The sequence below is a fragment of the Chryseobacterium sp. KACC 21268 genome (genome assembly GCA_028736075.1).
In the GTDB taxonomy this organism is placed as follows: Bacteria; Bacteroidota; Bacteroidia; order Flavobacteriales; family Weeksellaceae; genus Epilithonimonas.
This window is the reverse complement of record CP117875.1, coordinates 1777622-1799030: the sequence shown is the minus strand read 5'-3', so window position 1 is coordinate 1799030 and position 21409 is coordinate 1777622. Positions and strand designations below refer to the sequence as shown.

The window sequence follows — 21409 nt, the reverse complement described above, 5'->3', positions numbered from 1 at the left end:
ATGATCCAACTTCAAAATACAAAACTAAAGGCCAGCTTCAACGAACTCGGTGCAGAACTGATTTCGCTAATTAATCTCGAAACAGGAAAAGAGATCATTTGGGAAGGCAATCCTGATTTTTGGGGCGGCCAAAGTCCGGTCCTTTTCCCGACTGTTGGCGCCTTGAAAGATGATTCTTATATTTTCGAAGGCGAAACTTATGAGATGCCAAGACACGGATTCGCCAGAAGAAAGCTTTTCGACGTGAAAAATTCTTCTGAAAATGAAGTTGTCTTTGAATTAAATTCTGATGAAGAAACTTTGAAATTCTATCCCTTCGATTTCAGTTTGGAGATCAAATATACTTTGACTGAAAACAAGTTGACCGTTTCTTACAACGTGAAAAATACTTCGGAAGGAGAACTATATTTTTCTTTGGGTGCTCATCCTGGATTTTCGATTGACACCAAAAATGGACTGAAGTATGATGATTACGCAATCACCTTTTATGATGATGAAAAATTGGAAATTCATCCATTGATCGATAATCTCATCAGCAAAAAAACCGAAACCATCAACCTGGAAAATAAAACGCTTCCACTTTCATACGAATTGTTCTCAAAAGACGCTTTGGTGATGACCAATATGAAAAGCAAAGAATTGATCTTGAAAAATAATCAAAACAACCACAAAGTGATTTTCACTTTTTCAAACTTTCCATATTTCGGGATCTGGGCGGCAAAAAATGCTGATTTCGTTTGCTTGGAACCTTGGCAAGGCATTGCAGATATCGAAGACCACAACCAGGAATTAACTGAGAAATTCGGGATTTTGAAGTTGGAAAGGAATGAGGATTGGAAGGGTGATTGGGCTGTTGAGATTGAGTGATTTTTCATCGCAAAGTCGCTAAAATTTAAAAATTACAACGCTTTAAAGTCGCAAAAAACAACCCCTTCAGAGTTTTAAACTATAAAGGGGTTTTCTATTAAAAAAATTACTGCTTATCCAACTTATTCCAATATTCCAGAATCTCATTCTTGATATTTTGTGGCAGATTTTTAAAATTATCAGAATAAACATCTTTCGAATAACCACTTTCTGCAGAAGTTGAGATTTCGTAAAACTCAGCATTCTTGGAGAAAATCAAATGAACTGACTGCTGTTTGAAATCATAATCGTTTAGTGAATAGATGAAAAGTGCATCGATGCTTTTGTCTTTATCGTAATCCGCAAAGGACTTTCTTTGTCCCCAAGAACTAATGATTCCCGCGTGCTCGATTTGTTTTTTGGCTATCACTTTCCATTCTCCACCGATTTTTGTAAATCTCTGGAAAGTCATTTTATCAGGCTTTGCTCCTTTTTCGATTTTTGAAAAGATAAAGACATTGTCCTCACTGTCCGGCGAATTCACCTCGTCCACCTGAACAATTCTAACACCTTCGAAAGGGAAATCCTTGTAAGAATTCTGGTGCCTTACGATGTTGGAAACTTGTGCAGTCATCATCGTTCCGATGAATAGCATTGGTAATAAAATTTTCATATTCGTGTTTTTTATTTAGATAAATATAAAAAAATGCAGATGATAATTCAACTGCATTTTAATTTTTATTTATAAACCACTCCGTCAAAAATTAAAAAATTTTTGACACCCCTCCAATGGAGGGGAATTTTATAATGTTTCTTTTAGCCATTCAAAGAATTCTCTTTGCCAAACCAAACCGTTTTGCGGATGAAGCACCCAATGGTTTTCGTTCGGGAAATAAAGGAATTTGGTTTTCAGACCTTTCAGTTTCGCAGCTTGGAAAGCTTCCTGACCTTGCTCATAAGGAACACGGAAATCGATTCCGCCTTGGATTACCATAATCGGTTTGTTCCACTTGTCCACAAAATTACTTGGATTGAAGTCTGAATACGCTTTTGGTGTTGGCTTTTGCCAGTAATTTCCACCTAAATCCCAATTGGCAAACCAGAGTTCCTCAGTTGTTCCGTACCAGGATTTCATATCAAATAAACCGTCGTGTGCAATGAATGTTTTGAATCTATTCTCGTGAACACCAGCCAACATAAATACAGAATATCCGCCGTAACTCGCACCAACAGCCGCCACTCTGCTTCCATCTACGTAAGGTAATGTTTTAGCGAAGTCGGTTGCTGACAAATAATCTTCGATTGGTTGTCCGCCCCAGTTGCCACTGATCGCTTCGTTCCATTTTACGCCCCAGCCTGGCATTCCTCTTCTGTTTGGTGCAACGACGATGTAGCCGTTTGCGGCCATTAAAGCGAAGTTCCATCTTGTGGAGAAAAACTGCGTCAGTCCAGATTGTGGTCCTCCTTGGCAATAAACTAGAGTTGGATATTTCTTATTTGGGTCGAAGTTGGGCGGATAATGGAACCAAACGCCCATTTCTTTTCCATCGGTCGTTTTCACCATTTTCAGTTCAGATCTTCCTTGAACCAGTTTGGAATAATTGTCTTTATTAATATCCGTGATCTGTTTCAATACACCTTTGGAATCCACTTCGAAAAGGTCTGCATTGTGATTGATGTCTGTTTTGGTGACCCAAAGTTTGCCTTTGTTTTCGAGTACGATCTCGTTGATATCAAAATCGCCTTTCGTAATTTGTTTTACAGTTTTACTTTTAACATCAACGGAGAATAATTGTTTCGTGCCGCGGAAAGCTGAAGTGAAGTAGATCGCTTTTGCATCTGCACTCCACGAAACATCGCCAGTGACACTTTCGTCCCAGGCTTTTGTAAGATTTTCAGACTTCATCGCCTTCCAATCCATTATCATAATGTCATTCTTATCGGCTTCAAAACCGTCTCTTTCCATTGAGTTCCAGAGGAGAAATTTACCATCTGGACTGAATTTCGGATTCACATCGTAACCCATCATTCCTTCTGTAATATTCTTGGTAACGCCACTTGCCAGATCATAGCAATAGATATCTGTGTTGGTGCTTTGCGCATATTCTGCGCCGCTTTTCTTCTTGGAAACGTAAAGCAACTGCGACGAATCCGGACTCCAAACAAAATCTTCTGCTCCACCAAATGGTTTCTGCGGCGAATCGAAAGCTTTTCCCTCCAAAAGATCTTTGGCCCTGTCCACAGACTCAGAAATATTCACTGTGAAAACGTGGTTGTAAGAACCTTCATTGAAAGCATCCCAATGTCTGTGATTGAGGTCTGTATAGATTTGAGCCGTCGTTTTTGGCAGATCTTTATATTTATCCTTACCCAGAAGATCCTCGATATGAACTGCTTTGCTGAAAGCCACTTTTTTCCCGTCTGGAGAAATGACAATATTGTCAACCTCACCAACCTTATAAAATTCTGACCAAGTTTTACCTGAATCTTTCGACAAGAAAATTTGGTTGTTCTCTAGAGCGTAAATTCCGTTTTTGTCCCATTGAATCAGGCTTTTCTTGCCTAAATCAATTTTGGTAGATTTTCCGGAAAGGTCCAGCCAAAAAGCTTCGGAGTTTGACTTTTCGGTTTTGAGGTCTGTTTTGCTGATTTTGTAAATGAGAGAAGAATGGTCCGGCGAAACCGACTGAATACCAAGTCGATTGAGCGTCCACATCATCTCTGGTGTCATAACCTGTTGTGCATTCATCATAAAAGGTATTGTTGCTGCTGCAGCTATGAAATGTTTGATTTTCATCTGTTTAGAATTATAATTTTGAAAAAACTCGGACGAAGTTATTAAATTAATATGTAAATTTGGCTTTAACCAATTAAAACTAATTCTTATGCAAAAATTTCTACTCTTTTCTTTAGCAGTAATTTCTCAATTTGTATCCAGCCAAACTATGAAAACCGCTTACTTCAAACCACCTTCCACTTGGACATCTGCCTGCGTATGGCCAAATGTAATTGACCCTCCAACATTAGTAGATTTCTTCTCGCCACCTCCCATGGCAAGCACTTGTGAAGGCTGGTACAAATACAGTACGCCATTCAATACTGCAGAATTTGTTTTTAATAATTGTAAATATATTGCCGGTGCACCTCCCCATCCTGATTATCTATCCGTCTCTGTAACTACAGCGGATACAATATTCTACGACTATTCCGCTGGTCCAATTTCAAATCCGCCAGCTTGTCTTTTGGCTGTGAATGAATCCGCTAAAAATATGGTCGTGGTAAAAATATTCCCAAATCCGGTTCAAGACTTTGTGAATATCGAATCTGACAAAAACTTTGTTGCCTATGAAATTATAGAGGAATCGGGAAAACTGCTTCTTAATAAAGATTTCAAAGGAAGTAAAATTGATATCAGCAATCTGAAAACAGGTGTTTATTTTATTAAATTAAAATCTTTGAGTAATGAAACCAATATTGTGAAATTTATCAAGAAATAAGTTTTATTATTGATTAAAATCCATATATTTGCGCTTCAAAATTTATTACTAAGACTATACTATGAGCACAATATTTACGCTGTTTATGATCCTAATCATCATTGCTAGCATCCTATTAGTTATCATCATCATGGCTCAAAATCCAAAAGGAGGCGGACTTTCCGGGACTTTCGGCGGTGCATCTGCTACTAATTTTGGGGTACAAAGAACCAATGATTTTATGGAGAAAGCAACCTGGACTTTGGGAGGAACTATTGTTGTTTTGATTTTCCTAAGCATCATTCTTACAGGAAAACCATCGCAAGTAGCGCCATCAATGCCAACACCAGTGAGATCTGAAGCGCCAGTAAATCAAGCTCCGACTAATACTACTACTCCAGCAACCCAGGTTCCTGCAACGAAATAATAGAAAACTATTCTAAATATAAAATGCCCCGGAAAATTTCGGGGCATTTTTTTGTTTTATTCCACAATTGGGTTTCTTACTATTTTATTATCATCCAAACATCTATCCATTAAAATTCTAAAACAATCTCCCAAATCATCCGAAGCTCTGCAAATTGCACTTTCCAGCATGGTTCTCACTTGTTTTTCGGTCACGCCAGCTTCTGTCCAACTCTTTGCCGAGGTGTGGGCGTTGAGGATGAATGGCATGATTCTATCGATGGCGCAGGCAAAAATTGCATCGGGCGTTTTTTCCTCTTCAAACTCAATCCAGAGGTTGTAAAAATCTGTTGAGAGAGGCTCATCCAAAATTCCGAAGATTCTTTTTGCAGCTATCTTTTCCCGTTCGAATTTGTCCTGCATTCCAACTTCATCAAAAAGGAAAGTGTCGCCAGCGTCAATTTCTACGAGGTCGTGGATAGACAGCATTCTGATTACTCTCAATAAATTGATGTCCTGATTATCCTTTGCATAAGGATAAAGGATCTGTGCCAAGACAACAATCTGCCAGCTGTGTTCTGCGGTGTTTTCTCGTCTGGAATCGTCGGCGTTGTAATTTCTTCTGTTGATATTCTTCAAAGCATCTATTGCCAGGATGAAATCTATTTCTTTCTGAATCTTCATTCCTTAATCTTTATAATACTCGCTTATTTTATATTTTTTGGTTTTGCTTACCCATTTGTTATTAATGAGATTTCGGGTGATTACTTTTACGAATTCTCCGCCGCCAGTTGCATCTTCCTCAAATTCATAAACTTTTTGAAGTCCCTTTTTTGGGATAACGGCATATTCTGTGGTGATGTGCCAGCAACATCCGGATTTTGCAAAGGTGATGAGGCGTTTTCTATCGTGATCGGTCTGGAACATTCCGAGGTTTTCATAGGCCAGACTTGTCAATTCATCACTTGGGACAAATTGTTTTTTGGTGGCGTGATAAACATAAACGTCATATGAAGGTCCGCCGTAACCACTTTGATTGCCATTCCTAATCGCTAAATCCTCAGAGCCATCAAAATTAAAATCGTCAAAGATCAAAGGACTCTGCTCGTTGTACAATTGTATGACGTTCACCGTTGGTTTCTGATCTTTGTCCAAAAACAAACTGAGATCATCCGATTCAAAAGTTTGGAAAAGTTGATTTGTCTTTTTGTCGATTAATTTTACAATTCCTTTTCCATTGCAACTTTCGTCATCACACGTCTGAACGGTAATGTGAGCATCAAAGCGTTTTGATCCGCCTTTAATTACATAATTGGCTTGTGCAAAATAGAGCTGGCCAATTGTCATTAATAAAAATCCGACTTTCTTTTTCATATCGACTAATTTATAGTTCATATCCGGGATCTACCTCGTACGGTTCTTTTCCTTTTTCGAAGATCCTTGTCAATTCTGTGCCTTCTGTGGTCACTCGGTTTCCGAGTCTTCGGATCCAGTTGCCTTCTCTCAGGCCAACAACTTTGATGTCATTTTGGGTCAGGAATTCTTTGATCCTGGTTTCTCTGGTTTCTCCGTTGTGTTTAATCTCGGGATTTGGGTTCAGGTAATGTGGGTTGATATTGAACGGAACCAATCCCATACAATCGAAGCTTGATGGATAGACGATGGGCATATCGTTGGTGGTTTTCATATTGACGCCGCCGATGTTGCTGCCTGCGCTACAACCGAGATATGGTTTTTCTGATTCTATATTTTGCTTCAAGACATTCATTAATCCTAATTCGTGCAAGGTCTTTACTAATAGAAATGTGTTCCCGCCGCCGGTGAAGAATCCCTGCGCAGAATTGACCGCTTCTATTTTATCCTCGAACTCGTGAAGGCCTTTGACATTGATATTAATTGTTGAAAAGAAATCTTTGGCTTTCTGCGTGTAGTCATCGTGGGAGATGCCGCCTGGTCTGGCAAATGGGATGAAGATGATATCTGTTATGCCTTCAAACAAATTCATGAGTTTTGGTTTGAGGTATTCCAAATATTGTCCGCCGAAGAGTGTGGAGGTGGATGCGAGGATGATGTTCATATTGATAGTTGATAGTTGATAGTTGATAGTTGATAGTTGATAGTTGATAGTTGATAGTTGATAGTTGATAGTTGATAGTTGATAGTTCAAATTTCGGGAAATGTTTTTTATGGCGATAGAAAATAGTTTGAAGTTTTTTGAAATTATTTTGCGGATGCGGGAATATTGTTTCCAGATGCTCCAATATAACTTCCGGATGCAGGAATATTGTTTCCGGATGCTCAAATATAATTTCCGGATGCAAGAATATAACTCCCAGATGTAAGAATATTGTTTATTGATGCAAGAATATAACTTCCGTATGCTCAAATATAAGTTACAGGTGCTCCAATATAAATCACAGGAGCAAGAATATTGTTTGCAGGACCAAGAATATAAGTTACAGGTGCTCCAACATAATTTGCAGGAGCAAGAATATAAGTTGCAGGTAGTCTGATATTAATAATAAGCTATTTCTGATATTAGCAGGGCGCTCCTACGGAGTTTTGGTTCTTATTGATTGTTGATTTTTCTACTAACAGTGCGCCGCTCTGCGGCTTTTTATTAGCATTATATGTTATGAAATAGAAAATACAAAAAAGCCCGCAGTGAATTGCGGGCTCAAATAAATTTGATTTGATATGAAGAAAAAAGAAATTATAATCCTGCCCAAGAAGAAGCCCAAGCTGGTGTAGAAGTACCACTACCCGCTCCTGTTGCATCTGTTTTTTCAGTATAAGTCCCAGCAGCAGCAGGCTGAGCTACAGACCCTGAAGCAGAAGCAATCGTTACCGCTTTTGTAGTTACATTGTCAAATCTGATGTTTGTGAATTTGTTTTTACCGTTTAGGTTTGCAATAGTTGCATCGTGCTGAATAGTAATTGCTGTAGCCCATCCAGAGAATACAACGTTATCCAAAGTAGCACCAGTACCAACTCTGAACAAGTTAGTTCCTGCACCTTCGTTATCTGTAGTTGCGAACCCGATGAAAGTTGCATTTTTGATAGTTGGGTTAGACATTGGTGTTGCATTATTATTATTTGCGTTATTATCTGCTTCTATACCTCTGTTTCCAACAGTTGCAGAATTTCTTTTTGCAAAAACATTGGTTGCTGTACCATTCCAGCCTTCTGTCCAGTCAAAAGCATCATCATCATTGTTTACAGAAACAATGTTGCTAACGTTTACTGTACCGCCGAAGAATTCTATTCCGTCATCTGCTCCATCGATTACAGAAACGCCGTCGATTTTAGTTCCGTTACCAACTCCGAAAAGAGAAAGCCCGTTGTATTCTTTTGTATCGCTGAATCTGGCTCCAGCCCATCTGATTTGTGTGTAAGTGATAGAACCACTGTTATCAGCTACTTCTGTACCACCGTAAGTTAAACTAGCCACTTCAGAAGTTGCAGTTGCCCCAGCATTGATAGGCGCTTTTCCACAGATTACGATACCCCCCCAATCTGCTTTTGCAGGAGTTGTAGCTGCAGAAGTGAAAATAACTGGACTAGCAGCTGTACCATTTGAGAAAATTTTTCCGCCTTGTGCTACAGCTAAATAAGTTGTAGTACCGCCCGAACAAATGATTCTTGTACCTGCAGGAATTGTCAATTCAGCTCCGTTACTTACTACGATTGCACCAGTCATACGGTATGTAACAGTTGCGTCTAAAACCAATTTATCGCCAGGGTTTAATGTTCCTTTGAAGTTATTCGGGTCGATTGTGACGTTGCTTGGGTTAGGTGTAATTGTTGTATCCTCGTCAGAAGAACAAGAATTAAAAACTGAAACTGTTGTAAGAGATAGTGTGCAAAGAACTAATGCACTTGAGATTAACTTTTTCATTGTAATTTATTTTTATTTATTGATTTATTATTAAAATTTATAACCTACGTTTACGCCGATAACTTGTCCTCTTTTGAAGTTATAAGTTTCGGAATTGATGTCATTTTCCTGAATTCTTTTGATTTCTGGATTGAGAAGATTTTTAAGTGAAATACCGAAATCTATATTATTCTGGAATCTGAACTTCGCTGTAAAATCCAACATATTGATTGGTTTTTGCACAATGTTTCCAATAGTATTTGTACTGATGGAGTAGATGTAATTGCCTACATAAGAGTAGGATGCTACCAAGTCCAATTCGTTTCCACTGTTCCATTTGTGATTGAGTCCAAGATTTGCATTGGCTACAAAATCTGTAGCTCCCTGTAATTTATCTTCTTTCACATCGAAGTTTACCGAGTATCTATTTTCTCTGTTTACTTTGTCTGTATCCAATTCTGCTTTGGAATCCATATAAGTCGCATTAACAAAAGTGTAGAGTTTGGATCCACTACCGAAACTGAAAAGGTCTTTTCTTACTTCTGCCTCAATACCATACACATATGCCCAGTCCCCTGCATTAAGATAAGAGAAATAAGGATCTGAGGAATTGATATAGGTTTTTGAGATTGGATTCTGGATGTATTTTCCAAACCCAGTAAATGAAATCACCTCGCCTGATTTTGGGAAATACTCCCATTTCAGATCTAAGTTATTATTGTCAGAAGGTTTTAGGAATGGATTACCTTGAGTGGTTTCTGTAATATCAATATAGATATATGGTGCCATTTCCTTCAGCTGTGGAAGTGTATAGGTTCTGGATGCTGCGAGTCTTAGATTCTGCCTGTCATTTATAGAATATTTTACATTGACTGCAGGTAAAAACTTGTTATAATTTTTTTCGATATTATAAATCTCAACATCATTGACATTGTACGTTTTGAAATTAGTCTGCCATTCTACATATTGTCTTATTTTGTCATATCTAGCACCAACCTGTACCATCAATTTATCAGAAAACTTATAGTCTATGTTTGCAAATCCAGAATTTACATCCTGATCTCCGTTGTAAAGGATAGGAACTAGTTCACTGGCTGCTCCGAAGTTACTTGAGATATCAAAGAAACCTTTGGCATAATTATAAGAATTGAAAATCTGGTCTACATTATTTGGATCTGAGATTTTAAGAGGTTGCGCAATATCATTTCTCCATTTGAAATCTATTTGCTTGGAGAAGAATGTTCTTTTTTTGAAACGTCCCTGATATCCTGCTGCAATCTTAAATTTGTCGTTCAGATCATAATTGAAAGTTACATTTCCTGTATACTCTTTATCATCCAAATTGTCATAGTAACGGTTATTAAGACCTGTTTCTCTAGTTGCAGTATATGTACCTTCTGCATCATCATTTCGCACCAAGGTATTGGTAATCCTGTCTGGTCTTTGGCTGTTTAGGTAATTGTAACCTGCAATCCAGTTGATAGAGAATTTGTCTCCAAATTTATGATCACCACCTAATTGGTTGATCAAAGTATTGGTTATTTTATAATCTGCTCTTCTTACATACCCACCATTATTTTCAGCATAATCACGAATGTACCCTTCAAAGATCTTTGCTTCCTGATCTGTGGAATGGATATAATTTGTGATCCATTTTAACTGATGGTTGGCATTAATTCTATAAAATAAATTGAGTAGTCCGGTCGTATTGGTTTTGTAGGCGTATTTCTGAACCTTATCGAAAGACTTGAAAATAGTTTCCTGCCCTCCAAACTGTCCTTCAGATCCTTCCCTATATGTAAAATCATTGTTGAATCCAACGAAGGCAAAAGTGTTTAGTTTACCTTGTTCACCTATTTTGAAAGATTTACCACCTTGCAGATTCATTCCCGTATTAATTGGCATCAACATCGATGGGCCAAAGGCATCTTTGAAATTCCAGCTTGTTTGAAAATTGTAACCTGATAATGCATTTGAAGGAATCTTCTGAACTTTGGTTCCGAAAAAATTAGGACCATCCTGTAATAAAAATTTATCTGTTTTGGAATTTTGAACGTTATAACCACTTTCTAGTCCAAACGTAATATAACCTTTACCAGAATACTCTTTGGAAACGATGTTGATATTGGCACCTCCAAAATCTCCCATCAATCTTGGATTGAAAACCTTCTCCAGAGAAATGTAATCTATGATATCTGTTTTGAGTAATGATAGGTCAATGTTTTTGTTTTCGGGGTCATCCGACGGAATTGGCAGGCCATTCATAGTGGTAGCGTTGTAGCGGTCCAACAAACCTCGAACAGAGATCGTGTTTCCGCCTTCCTGCTTTACAGTTCCGGTAGCTTTTGTAACAGCGGTGGCCACGTCGCCAATACCTTGCTTAGAAAGTTGGACCGCGCCCACTCTTTCTATGATCTCCGCAGATTTTCTTTGGGTGGAGATGAGATTAGACTCGCTCCCCTTTTTCGTGTTCCCGATGATCTTCACCTCATCGATCTTCTTCTCGCCTTTCAGCGTATCCTGTGTAGTTTGCGCCAACAACATTGTGGTTGACATACAAAGAAACAAAGCACTAATGCCTATTGTTTTTGCTTTCATTTTTTTCTTTCCTTTTTTCTTCGTTGCCAAAGAAATGCTTTGGAAAGCAATCCGAATGTATAAGAATTAACAACTATTTTTTAACATCCTGTTACGAAAATCAAGATTATGTTAAATCCAGGTTAACAGGTTAAGGCTATTTAAAAGTCTGTTCACCATTTGTTAAATTTGAAGCAGATAATTTTGACTGCAAAAAATCCTTAAACTATTTAAAGCACTAAAAATGAGCGGTTTGAATTTTTAAAAATATGTTAACATTCCGAAATTCCCGAAAATTACAGTCGTTTGGGGTTTCCAAATGTTTTAAAAACTTTGCACTCCAGTTCAGTGACCATCAAAAACTCTATTTTCGAGTAGAGTCAAACAAAAAAAAGACACTTGAAAAAGCGTCTTTTTTTATTATAGTTGGATCGTATCTCTATTTAATAATCATATTTATGAGAATAGTCTGACGTGGAAGTCACTGTGAAATTCTCGTCATTCGTCACCACTTTTCCATTCACCTCAGCTTTGAAACTCACTTTGAATGGAGGATTGTCAGCACCTGGATTCAGACATTGTGAGCTTGTGGTTACCAATCTCAAAGGCGTCGTACTTTCTATGACGTAGGTTTTGGTGCTTCCTAGAAAATCATTTTTACCCAAAGAAATTGCGGTCTCGTTATTTTTTGTCACGCCATTCACTTTCCAAACCGTGTTGGAATTGTTTAGGTCCGCGCCTACGAAAACAAAGGAAACATAATCCTGATCCTCCACGTCCGTTGCAGTGACCGTGAATTTGATATTCTTACTATTCTCATTAGCATCATCATAATCGTCGTCGTCATTAGAACACGACAATACCACCGACAAGGTGAGGACAGGTAACAATACCCAAAGTAATTTCTTCAAATTTTTCATAATATTTTTGTTTGAATTAAAGTTCGAACAGCAACAATTTTTAAACCAAACATCATCCAAATACCGATTATGATTGATTTTTTAACAAATTAATTCGATTATTAATTCATAATCAACAATTTAAAATTGCATTTTCCAACAATTCAAACTCTGATTCAACACAGCATTTTTGAGTCTCTATATAAAAGGACAATCATCTTTCTATAATTAGTAAATTTGCAGCTGAACAGAATCAATACAATTTTCAATATGTATTTTACCAAAGCTCTAGAGACCTTGCAATCCGGCGGAACCATCCTTTACCCGACAGACACCATCTGGGGAATCGGTTGCGACGCTACTAATATAGAAGCCATCCAAAAAATATTCGACATCAAAAAGCGTGAAGCCAACAAATCACTCATCATCTTGGTCGAGTCCGAGAAACGGCTGCAAGATCTGGTAGATGTTCCCGAAATAGCCTGGCAAATAATGGACGTCAGCGAAAAACCCGTGACAATCGTCTATGAAAATCCAAAGAATCTCCCGAAAGAATTATTGGCAGAAGATGGAAGCATCGGAATCCGTTTGGTCAAAAATGATTACTGCAAAAAGCTCATTACAAAACTCAACAAACCTTTGGTCTCCACCTCCGCAAACCTAAGCGGACAAAGATCACCTTTGAAGTTTTCTGATATTTCCGACGAGATCAAAAACTCGGTGGATCACATTGTAGAGGAATTTCACGACAAGGTTTCGGAATATCCCGGCTCGTCCGTTATCAAGATCTGGAACAACAGCCAGATCAAAATTCTTCGCGAATAAAAAAAACCAGCGGATGACCTCTCGCAAGATCATCCGCCGGAAAAATAAACTATGAAAAAAAACTACTTTTTGTATTTACTCTTATCGCAAAAGAAATACCGAAAGATTTTTGCGGACAGAATTTCTCGATTTCAGATTTCTACCTCAAATTAAAAGTCAAAATGTCCTGATTCATAACAATTTGGGCGTATCTCCCTATTTTTCCCGAAGCTAAAGCCCACGCAAAAAATAGGGAGACCGCGCTATCCGCTATTATCTTTCTTATGGGCTGGCAAGCCCACAAGAAAGGATAACCGCTACTATCGCTTACGCAGCTTCGCATAGTAGGAACTTTTCCCAAAAGAATTATCTTTGCCCATTATCATAAGTGATAATTGATAAACGATTAATGATCACAATGACCTAATATTTTATTTTCCGATGATTATCAACTTAGCTCAAAATAAAAACCTCAAACTTTTCAAGATCATTTCTGAAGTCGCTTCCAGAAACGGACAAACCGTTTACGCTGTTGGCGGATTCGTTCGTGATTTGATAATGAAAAGAAAAGTGCCAACCGATATAGATTTCGTCACAGAATCCAGCGGAATCGAATTAGCGGAAAGCATCGCCAAAGAGATCGACCCAAAAACGAAAGTCGCGGTTTTCAAAACCTATGGAACAGCGATGTTCAGATACAAGGATTTGGAACTGGAATTTGTTGGCGCGCGAAAAGAAAGCTATAGCGAGGATTCGAGAAAACCATCCGTAGAAATTGGAACCATTGAGGATGACCAAAAACGTAGAGATTTTACCATCAATGCAATGGCGATTTCATTGAACAAAGAAAATTTTGGCGAACTCATCGACCCTTTTAACGGACTTCAGGATTTGAACAAAAAAATCCTGAGAACGCCACTAGAACCGCATCAAACCTATTCCGACGACCCACTCAGAATGATGCGGGCGATTCGCTTTGCGACAACTTTGGATTTCAAAATCGAAGAAAATTCTTTGAAAGCCATCAAAGATGAAGCAGAGAGAATGAAAATTGTCTCGATGGAAAGAATTATGGTGGAGTTCAACAAAATAATGCTTTCTGACAGACCTTCAAAAGGTTTGAAATTGTTGGAAGAAACTTCACTTTTAAAATATATTCTCCCAGAACTTACCGCACTAAAAGGCATCGAAGACATCGATGGACAAACGCACAAAGATAATTTCTATCACACTTTGGCAGTCGTAGATAATATTTCGGAAAGCACCGATAAACTTTGGCTTCGTTGGTCAGCGCTACTGCACGACATCGGAAAAGCACCGACGAAAAAGTTTGTAGAAGGAATCGGCTGGACTTTCCACGGTCACGAATTTCTAGGCTCGAAGATGACAAAATCAATCTTCAAACGGTTGAAACTTCCACTTGGACAAGAGCAAAAATATGTGGAAAAACTTGTGAGAATGCACGCCAGACCAATTGCGCTGATTACGGATGATGCTTCGGATTCTGCATTGCGACGTTTGCTTTTCGATTCCGGAGAAGATTTGGAAGACTTGTTCACACTTTGTAAGTCGGACATCACGACCAAGAATTATTCTAAGCAAGCTAAGTTCAAAAAGAATTTTGAATACGTTGCGCAGAAAATCAAAGAAGTTGAGGAGAAAGACCAAGTTCGAAACTTTCAACCACCGATTTCGGGTGAGGAAATTATGGAACTTTTTGGTTTAAATCCTGGCAGAGAAATCGGAATTCTGAAAGAAAAAGTAAAAGAAGCAATTTTGGAAGGCGAAATTCAAAATGACAAGGTTGAAGCCAGAGAATTTGTGATTAATGAAGCTGAGAAATTAGGATTGACTTTAGTAAAATAATCTTTGTGAATTTTTCATCTTAAAAAATAATCATCTCGCCGATTAAGCAAATTTTGCAGATTTAATTAATTAAAAAAATCTGCTCAATCTGCTTAATCGGCGAGAGTTTGACAACTAGAAAATCTCTATGGAGAAATCAAACCTATTACAAATTATCAAAACGAAACTCTCCGAAAAAATCGAGAATTTTGAAAAACTGATTTCAGAAACCCGCGCATCTAGCAACGACACCAAAAGCTCGATGGGCGACAAGTATGAAACGGGAAGAGAAATGCTGCAGCAGGAAATCAACAACCTTCAAATTCAGCTGAATGAGATTTTGAAACAAAAGGAGTTCCTCAAAACTGTTTTGCCAAAACCAAATGACAAAGCCGAAAAAGGTGCCATTGTAAAAACTGAAAAAGGTTTGTTTTTCATTTCGGTTTCCTTAGGTGAGATTAAAATTGATAGTGAGAAAATCATTTGTATTTCGCCGGAATCTCCGCTGGCAAAAGCGATGAATGAAAAACAGAAAGGTGATGTATTTTCTCTGAATAATATGGGTCAGAAGATTGTTGAGATTTTATAAACCACCCCGTCAATTCGCTTAGGCGAATCTCCACCCCTCCAAAGAATGGGAATTTACAAACTCTTTGCGCCAATATATTCCATCAACGCATCTTTGTAATTTGGAGCAATGGCAATTTGTTCTTTTCCTATGACGATGTGATTTCTTTCGATGGCTTCGATTTTATCCAGGCCAATGATAAAGGACCGATGGATTCTCATAAAATTATCAGATGGCAATTCTTCTTCCAGCTTTTTCAGACTCATCAAAGTGAGAATTGGTTTCGGATTGTCTTTCAGATAAATTTTGACATAATCTTTCAAACCTTCGATGTAGAGAATTTCGGAAAAGTTGATTTTGATTTGCTTGTACTCTGATTTTACGAAGAAAAATTCCTGCTTTTTTTCAGGCTTTGATACTGAAACTGGTTGTTGTGATTCAAAATAATTCCGGGCTTTTGTGGCTGCACTCAAAAATTCATTGTAATCAAAAGGTTTCAACAGATAATCCAAAGCGTTGACTTTATAACCATCAATCGCATATTGGTCAAAGGCGGTTGTGAAAATGATTTTTTTGTTTTGCGGAACAAGTTTTGAAAATTCCAGACCAGATAAATCCGGCATTTGAATATCGAGGAAAAATACATCGATGTCTTTATCTTCTTCCAAGACCTGCATTGCTTCGATTGCGCTGTTGCATTTGGCTTTCAGTTCCAGAAAAGGAGTTTTGAGAACGTAACTTTCGATTAAACTGAGAGCCATTGGTTCGTCGTCGGCAATGAGGCAGGTTATTTTTTTCATTATCTATGTCTTTTAGTTTATCCAAGTTAATGTTCTATCAACCACTTTCCATTTATCATTTTCCTTTTTAAGAATGTAGGCAATTCCTTTTCCAAAATAACCTTTAGAATGATAATTTAATTCGATGTAAGCGGTTTTGTTATCCTTAGAAAACAGAGGAATTTCAAATTCATAATATTGATAATAATTCCCATTATCTCTATCCTTTAAAATTTTAGAAAGTTGAGAGTAATTATATTTTACTTTCAGCTTATTGCTAATTTCTAAACTATCCGGATTGGTATTTTGAGACAGTAAATAAAGTGAATCATTTTTGCTGAAAACTCTTTCAGATTTAGAATTATAAATTTCATCTAATTCTCTAGCGTCTCTATTTGGAGGACTAATTATATTTTTATCAGGATTAGGAAGAACAACTTTTACCTTTTTTAGAAACTGCACAATTTTGTTATTTTCAGGATTATTTTTCGAAACATTGAGGCTATCTGTTTCAATAACTGTTTTTATAATCGAGCTTATATCTTCGTTTCTTTCTTCAATATCAAATTTAGATTTTGAACATCCAATCAAAATCAATAATAAAAATAATGTCAAAAGTTTTTTCATAGATTGAATCTTACTTCGTTTTCAATTTCACTTCCGCAATGTACATTCCGTCATTCAAACAAGAATGAAACTCGTGTTTTTCGGGATAAAGCAAGTTAAGTCTTTTTTGCAGATTTTCTACGCCAATTCCGGAACCGCTTTTGTCCGTGTCGGTTTTTGGAAAATTGGAGTTTGACGCTGTGAAGTGAATTTCGTCTTCAACAATTTCCATTTTAAAACTAATATCGGAATGTTGCGTAGCCGAAACGCCGTGTTTGAAAGCGTTTTCAACAATCGAAATGAAAAGTAAAGGCGCAATTTCCAAATTGGGAATGCGCGTTGGAAAATTGGTGTAGACCTTCGTTTTATCATTCAATCGCACGGACATCAAATCGATATATTTATTCAGGAATTCGATTTCTTCGGAAAGGCTGATTTTATCGACATCCGTTTTGTACAAAAGATGACGCATCAATTTGCTTAAGCTATGAACGCTTTGTTTCGCCTTCTCGGAATCAAAATCAATCAAGGAATAAATATTATTGAGAGAATTAAAGAAGAAGTGCGGCTGCAACTGGTATTTCAGATGTTTGAGTTCGGATTGCAGTTTGATGTTATCGGCTTCGATTTTCATTTCTTCGGCTTTCTTCATTCTTTTACTTGCGTTAATTGCGATTGAAAATGCTACAGGAATCAGATAAATCAGGAAGTCAAAAAAATAGCGTATTCCGTCTGGTGGCCGTCTCCCGAACATTCTAGGCTTTTGTGGTTCCAGCCACTCGAAAATTTGACTTTTAATGAAAATCAAAAAAATCAGAAGCGCGGCGTTTGAGACATAAAACCAAATTTTCTTACCATCAAAAAGCCATTTTACGAGAACAAAATTATTGACATACAATATGATAGCAAGAAAAACCAACTGCAACCAAAAATGTTTGAAAATCCCGTTCCAGTCCGTGTCCGAACCAATGGTGAATGCTGCAGGAAGAAAAAACAAAACCAGCCAAATCAAGAGATGAAGGCTGATTTCGAGGTTTTTATTTTTGATTTTTATCATTTATATATTAAGGATTAAAGACTTGAAATTCCTATCTTTTCTAAAATTTGAATTTGTTTAAATTCCTGAAAATATTGGATTTATGAAAATTTTCAAGAAGTGAATTTAAGATTTTTTCCAGCATCGTTCATTCATTTTAATTTAACTTCTCAAAAGATTCAGACAATTTATCTGAAATTCTTAACAAGCTATTTTTAATAAAAAACTTTTTACAAAACCGCTTCTTCATTGTCTTTTCATTTTCTTTCTTCATCGCAGCTGCATTTGGTCTTGCAAAAAGTTCACTTCATAAATTCATCATCATTGGGATTTTTTAAAATATACTTGAAAAAGTTTCTTATCGTCCTTTAGTTGCTTCATCAAAAATTCTGCAATAGTTTCCGCCTCCGATTTTACCAATTTCTTTTTCATTGAAACCAGCCTTCAATAAGGCTTCAACAACAGTGTAGTAGAATCCACGCTTCTGGTTTTCCCAATTGGTATTAGTGGTTTTTTCTGCGTGTTTTTTGTTTTCTTGCTTGGGCTTACTATCATTATTGGGATTTACTTCTAATTTCGGTTTATCCTGACTCTGTCCCCAATTGTCGTTTGGTGAATGGTAAGCCGGCGTCATCTTCGTATCTGTACCAATGGCCACGTGGTCTATCCCAACGATATCTACCATTGCTTTTATGTTAGCGGCAAATTCTGTCGGCGATTCGGCGAGATGTGTCCAGACGCCAATCACGCCACCTTTTTCTGCAACGATTTTCGCTTGTGCTTCACTGATTAATCTTGGCCGCATCATTTTGGACATCAATTCATTATTCCCCAAACGTGTATTGAGTCCGGTATGAGATACCAGAACCGGTTTTGTAGCTATCTTGAGTGCGCCGTTGATGGTATTGTCATCGCAATGGGAAAGGTCTACCAAAATACCAAGCCGTTCACATTCTTTCACCACGTCTGCACCAAAAGTCGTCAATCCGCCCCATTTTGGAGGATTTGTAAAAACATCACCCAGCGGAACAGAAGCATCGTTGTCGTGCAGCAGACCCAAATGTCTTAAACCACGCTTGTAAGCCACTTCCAAACGTTCAATCTTGCCTTCTAAAAAATGACCGCCTTCCACGGATTGAATGACAATTGGTTTCTTCGACTTTTTAGCCGCTTGCAGGTCGGCCAGATTCAAAGCTCTTTTTATCGCGTTGCTTTCCAAGACATTGTCCATTGCTGTAAGGCCGTTTAAAAATCTTTCGTAAGCTTCGCCTTCTCTGGTCAACTTTTGATAATCTACCGCAAAAGTCATCACCATACCGGACAATCCAGATTTTTTGATTTCTCCCATAAGGTCGAGTTTTGGACCGGGAAGTTCTGCCAGATTCAAGGGAACATCAATATGATTGTGGGTGTCAATTCCAAATGTCCTGGCCACTATCTTCGCAACTTCGTCCTCCGAGTTGTTTGCGAAAGTCCAGGATGAAAAAGGATTGATGAGAACAAATGCGCCTGCGCCACCCAATGTAAATATGAATTTTCGTCTTGACCAGTTATTTTGAATGGATTCCATTTTTTATAAAGTTTTTGAATGGTATAAATTTAAGCTAAAAGATAATCTCGGTGAATCTTTCGCAGCCCGACTTGAACGGAGCTCATTTTTTGCGTGGGTTTAACGCCGGCAAAAATAGCGGGAGTGGAAGGCGGAAAAGCTGCCCAAATCTATAAATGCTTTCTTATGTCGTCAAATATTCTTTTGATATTGAAAAATTATTAAGGATTTCCTTTTCTGTTTTATGAATCAAAATTGCGTCGGAGAAAATTTAAAATCAAATCTGATATACAAACAAGGCATTTTTATAGATGAATACAAAGATTGTATCGATGGAAAATTTCACCATTGTTTCATAGTGAATCATTTATGAAATTATTAACTTTTGGTGATTGCGATTTGCATATTTATTGTTGCTTGTGATTCATAATTAAACAATTCAGTTATTATGAAAATTCTTGACAATAAAGTAGCTTTGGTTACAGGTGCAGGTTCCGGAATCGGACTTGCCATCGCAAAATTATACGCAAAAGAAGGTGCAAAAGTAATTGTATCAGACATCAATGAAGAACACGGAAAATCAGCAGTTGAAGACATAAAGTCAACTGGCGGAGAAGCGACTTTCGTAAAAGCCGACACATCAAATCCGGAACAGGTTGAAGCCTTGATAAAAGCAACCGTTGACGCTTATGGCAGATTGGACATCGCCTGCAACAACGCTGGAATTGGTGGTGAACAGGCAACCACAGGAGATTACAGCATCGATAGCTGGAAAAAAGTTCTGAATGTGAATCTAGATGGCGTTTTCTACGGTTGCAAATACCAATTGAGTCAAATGGAGAAAAATGGTGGCGGCGTTATCGTAAATATCGCATCAATCCACGGAACAGTTGCGGCTCCACTTTCGTCCGCTTACACTGCTGCAAAACACGCCGTTGTTGGATTGACAAAAAATATTGGTGCAGAATACGGAAAGAAAAATATCCGCTGTAACTCAGTGGGACCTGCTTATATTGAAACGCCTTTGCTGGAAAGTGCGAGTGGCGATATGAAGGAAGCACTGATTGCGAAACATCCAATGGGAAGACTTGGGAAATCGGAAGAAGTTGCGGAATTGGTCCTGTTCTTAAGTTCAGAAAAATCATCTTTTATGACGGGCGGCTATTATCTTGTGGATGGCGGTTACACGGCAGTTTAAGATTTTGAATCATAAAAATATTAAGGCATTCACAATTTGTGGATGCTTTTTTCTATCACTAATATTTGTGTTTTTGACTGATTTTTAAATTAAAAATTCTTTATTTTGTACTCCTAATTATTAGCCTCAAAAATGCAAAACTACCTTGATTTACTTCAGCATATTATAGATAACGGAACCGATAAAACCGACAGAACCGGAACTGGAACACGAAGCGTTTTCGGTTACCAATTGCGTTATGATTTGTCGAAAGGTTTTCCTTTGGTGACGACGAAAAAGGTTCATTTGAAATCGATAATTTATGAATTGCTTTGGTTCATCAAAGGTGATACGAATACCAAATATCTGACGGATAACGGCGTTTCCATCTGGAACGAATGGGCAGATGAAAATGGCGACCTAGGTCCTGTTTATGGTGCGCAATGGAGAAGTTGGAGCGGTGCTGACGGAAAAGTGGTTGACCAATTCTCGGAAGTGATTGAGCAAATCAAAAAAAATCCGGATTCCAGAAGGCTGATCGTTTCTGCCTGGAACGCTGCGGAAATCCCAAATATGGCTTTGGCACCTTGTCACGCCTTATTTCAATTTTATGTTGCGGATGGGAGATTGTCACTTCAGTTATACCAAAGAAGTGCGGATGTTTTCTTGGGCGTTCCGTTCAACATTGCGAGTTATGCACTTTTATTGATGATGGTGGCGCAGGTTACAGGACTTGAAGTTGGCGATTACGTACACACATTTGGTGACGTTCATATTTATAATAATCATTTCGAGCAGGTTAACAGACAGCTTTCCCGAGAAACCAGACCGTTACCAACAATGAAACTGAATCCTGAAATCAAAGATATTTTTGATTTTGATTTTGAGGATTTCACTTTGGAAAATTATGACCCACATCCGGGAATCAAGGCGCCGGTGGCGATATAAAACAGGCGGGAATTTCC

The 21409-nt window shown here is 37.8% G+C and carries 20 protein-coding genes; 8 read left to right on the top strand and 12 right to left on the bottom strand.

Going from position 1 to position 21409, the window contains the following annotated elements; genetic code table 11:
• The gene (locus PQ459_08420; GenBank protein WDF48489.1) at positions 1-867 is read left to right on the top strand and encodes an aldose 1-epimerase family protein; all 867 of its coding nucleotides are present in this window, start codon (positions 1-3) and stop codon (positions 865-867) included.
• A 106-nt stretch (positions 868-973) separates the two neighbouring features.
• On the opposite strand, the gene PQ459_08415 is transcribed toward PQ459_08420, so the two are convergent.
• The gene (locus PQ459_08415; GenBank protein WDF48488.1) at positions 974-1519 is read right to left on the bottom strand and encodes a hypothetical protein; all 546 of its coding nucleotides are present in this window, start codon (positions 1517-1519) and stop codon (positions 974-976) included.
• 129 nt (positions 1520-1648) lie between these two features.
• A complete protein-coding gene (locus tag PQ459_08410) occupies positions 1649-3643 on the bottom strand; it encodes a S9 family peptidase (protein ID WDF48487.1) in 1995 nt (664 codons plus the stop codon).
• Between the two features lie 88 nt (positions 3644-3731).
• Here PQ459_08410 and PQ459_08405 point away from each other — a divergent pair, with 88 nt between their 5' ends.
• Complete coding sequence (locus PQ459_08405) at positions 3732-4343, top strand: T9SS type A sorting domain-containing protein (GenBank protein WDF48486.1); 612 nt, start codon at positions 3732-3734, stop codon at positions 4341-4343.
• Positions 4344-4404: 61 nt separating this feature from the next.
• Positions 4405-4749: a preprotein translocase subunit SecG gene (secG, locus tag PQ459_08400; GenBank protein WDF48485.1), complete on the top strand. Its 345-nt coding sequence runs from the start codon at positions 4405-4407 to the stop codon at positions 4747-4749.
• Positions 4750-4805: 56 nt separating this feature from the next.
• On the opposite strand, the gene PQ459_08395 is transcribed toward secG, so the two are convergent.
• From PQ459_08395 to PQ459_08370, 6 genes are all read right to left on the bottom strand, one after another.
• Positions 4806-5411, bottom strand: coding sequence for an HD domain-containing protein (locus PQ459_08395; GenBank protein ID WDF48484.1), 606 nt, complete (start codon positions 5409-5411; stop codon positions 4806-4808).
• A gap of 3 nt (positions 5412-5414) precedes the next feature.
• The gene (locus PQ459_08390) at positions 5415-6101 is read right to left on the bottom strand and encodes a hypothetical protein (GenBank protein WDF48483.1); all 687 of its coding nucleotides are present in this window, start codon (positions 6099-6101) and stop codon (positions 5415-5417) included.
• 10 nt (positions 6102-6111) lie between these two features.
• Positions 6112-6804 (bottom strand): dipeptidase PepE, encoded by a 693-nt coding sequence (gene pepE / locus PQ459_08385; GenBank protein ID WDF48482.1) that lies wholly within the window; start codon positions 6802-6804, stop codon positions 6112-6114.
• 636 nt (positions 6805-7440) lie between these two features.
• Complete coding sequence (locus tag PQ459_08380; GenBank protein ID WDF48481.1) at positions 7441-8625, bottom strand: hypothetical protein; 1185 nt, start codon at positions 8623-8625, stop codon at positions 7441-7443.
• 30 nt (positions 8626-8655) lie between these two features.
• Entirely contained in the window at positions 8656-11202 is a 2547-nt protein-coding gene (locus PQ459_08375; GenBank protein ID WDF48480.1) for a TonB-dependent receptor, read from the bottom strand.
• Between the two features lie 422 nt (positions 11203-11624).
• A complete protein-coding gene (locus tag PQ459_08370) occupies positions 11625-12101 on the bottom strand; it encodes a hypothetical protein (protein ID WDF48479.1) in 477 nt (158 codons plus the stop codon).
• A 249-nt stretch (positions 12102-12350) separates the two neighbouring features.
• Between PQ459_08370 and PQ459_08365 the strand changes: the two genes are divergently transcribed.
• The 3 genes from PQ459_08365 (at position 12351) to PQ459_08355 (ending at position 15318) form a co-directional block, all read left to right on the top strand.
• Entirely contained in the window at positions 12351-12905 is a 555-nt protein-coding gene (locus PQ459_08365) for an L-threonylcarbamoyladenylate synthase (GenBank protein ID WDF48478.1), read from the top strand.
• A 420-nt stretch (positions 12906-13325) separates the two neighbouring features.
• The gene (locus PQ459_08360) at positions 13326-14750 is read left to right on the top strand and encodes an HD domain-containing protein (protein ID WDF48477.1); all 1425 of its coding nucleotides are present in this window, start codon (positions 13326-13328) and stop codon (positions 14748-14750) included.
• Between the two features lie 127 nt (positions 14751-14877).
• Positions 14878-15318 (top strand): hypothetical protein, encoded by a 441-nt coding sequence (locus tag PQ459_08355; protein WDF48476.1) that lies wholly within the window; start codon positions 14878-14880, stop codon positions 15316-15318.
• Between the two features lie 53 nt (positions 15319-15371).
• Here PQ459_08355 and PQ459_08350 read toward each other — a convergent pair whose 3' ends face one another.
• The 4 genes from PQ459_08350 to PQ459_08335 form a co-directional block, all read right to left on the bottom strand.
• Complete coding sequence (locus tag PQ459_08350; protein WDF48475.1) at positions 15372-16097, bottom strand: LytTR family DNA-binding domain-containing protein; 726 nt, start codon at positions 16095-16097, stop codon at positions 15372-15374.
• Positions 16098-16109: 12 nt separating this feature from the next.
• Positions 16110-16703, bottom strand: a complete 594-nt coding sequence (locus tag PQ459_08345; protein ID WDF48474.1) for a hypothetical protein — start codon at positions 16701-16703, stop codon at positions 16110-16112.
• Positions 16704-16713: 10 nt separating this feature from the next.
• The gene (locus PQ459_08340; protein ID WDF48473.1) at positions 16714-17739 is read right to left on the bottom strand and encodes a histidine kinase; all 1026 of its coding nucleotides are present in this window, start codon (positions 17737-17739) and stop codon (positions 16714-16716) included.
• A 337-nt stretch (positions 17740-18076) separates the two neighbouring features.
• On the bottom strand, positions 18077-19288 hold the full coding sequence (locus PQ459_08335; GenBank protein ID WDF48472.1) for a membrane dipeptidase: 1212 nt from the start codon (positions 19286-19288) through the stop codon (positions 18077-18079).
• A gap of 427 nt (positions 19289-19715) precedes the next feature.
• On the opposite strand from PQ459_08335, the gene PQ459_08330 reads away from it, so the two are divergent.
• Together PQ459_08330 and PQ459_08325 are read left to right on the top strand one after the other, a co-directional pair.
• Entirely contained in the window at positions 19716-20465 is a 750-nt protein-coding gene (locus PQ459_08330) for a glucose 1-dehydrogenase (protein ID WDF48471.1), read from the top strand.
• Between the two features lie 132 nt (positions 20466-20597).
• On the top strand, positions 20598-21392 hold the full coding sequence (locus tag PQ459_08325; protein ID WDF48470.1) for a thymidylate synthase: 795 nt from the start codon (positions 20598-20600) through the stop codon (positions 21390-21392).
• Positions 21393-21409 lie beyond the last annotated feature (17 nt).

Bases quoted from the DNA above. Each gene is read 5' to 3' on its own strand.
- PQ459_08420 (WDF48489.1), top strand. From the start codon at position 1: ATGATCCAACTTCAAAATACAAAACTAAAGGCCAGCTTCAACGAACTC.
- PQ459_08415 (WDF48488.1), bottom strand. From the start codon at position 1,519: ATGAAAATTTTATTACCAATGCTATTCATCGGAACGATGATGACTGCA.
- PQ459_08410 (WDF48487.1), bottom strand. From the start codon at position 3,643: ATGAAAATCAAACATTTCATAGCTGCAGCAGCAACAATACCTTTTATG.
- PQ459_08405 (WDF48486.1), top strand. From the start codon at position 3,732: ATGCAAAAATTTCTACTCTTTTCTTTAGCAGTAATTTCTCAATTTGTA.
- secG (WDF48485.1), top strand. From the start codon at position 4,405: ATGAGCACAATATTTACGCTGTTTATGATCCTAATCATCATTGCTAGC.
- PQ459_08395 (WDF48484.1), bottom strand. From the start codon at position 5,411: ATGAAGATTCAGAAAGAAATAGATTTCATCCTGGCAATAGATGCTTTG.
- PQ459_08390 (WDF48483.1), bottom strand. From the start codon at position 6,101: ATGAAAAAGAAAGTCGGATTTTTATTAATGACAATTGGCCAGCTCTAT.
- pepE (WDF48482.1), bottom strand. From the start codon at position 6,804: ATGAACATCATCCTCGCATCCACCTCCACACTCTTCGGCGGACAATAT.
- PQ459_08380 (WDF48481.1), bottom strand. From the start codon at position 8,625: ATGAAAAAGTTAATCTCAAGTGCATTAGTTCTTTGCACACTATCTCTT.
- PQ459_08375 (WDF48480.1), bottom strand. From the start codon at position 11,202: ATGAAAGCAAAAACAATAGGCATTAGTGCTTTGTTTCTTTGTATGTCA.
- PQ459_08370 (WDF48479.1), bottom strand. From the start codon at position 12,101: ATGAAAAATTTGAAGAAATTACTTTGGGTATTGTTACCTGTCCTCACC.
- PQ459_08365 (WDF48478.1), top strand. From the start codon at position 12,351: ATGTATTTTACCAAAGCTCTAGAGACCTTGCAATCCGGCGGAACCATC.
- PQ459_08360 (WDF48477.1), top strand. From the start codon at position 13,326: ATGATTATCAACTTAGCTCAAAATAAAAACCTCAAACTTTTCAAGATC.
- PQ459_08355 (WDF48476.1), top strand. From the start codon at position 14,878: ATGGAGAAATCAAACCTATTACAAATTATCAAAACGAAACTCTCCGAA.
- PQ459_08350 (WDF48475.1), bottom strand. From the start codon at position 16,097: ATGAAAAAAATAACCTGCCTCATTGCCGACGACGAACCAATGGCTCTC.
- PQ459_08345 (WDF48474.1), bottom strand. From the start codon at position 16,703: ATGAAAAAACTTTTGACATTATTTTTATTATTGATTTTGATTGGATGT.
- PQ459_08340 (WDF48473.1), bottom strand. From the start codon at position 17,739: ATGATAAAAATCAAAAATAAAAACCTCGAAATCAGCCTTCATCTCTTG.
- PQ459_08335 (WDF48472.1), bottom strand. From the start codon at position 19,288: ATGGAATCCATTCAAAATAACTGGTCAAGACGAAAATTCATATTTACA.
- PQ459_08330 (WDF48471.1), top strand. From the start codon at position 19,716: ATGAAAATTCTTGACAATAAAGTAGCTTTGGTTACAGGTGCAGGTTCC.
- PQ459_08325 (WDF48470.1), top strand. From the start codon at position 20,598: ATGCAAAACTACCTTGATTTACTTCAGCATATTATAGATAACGGAACC.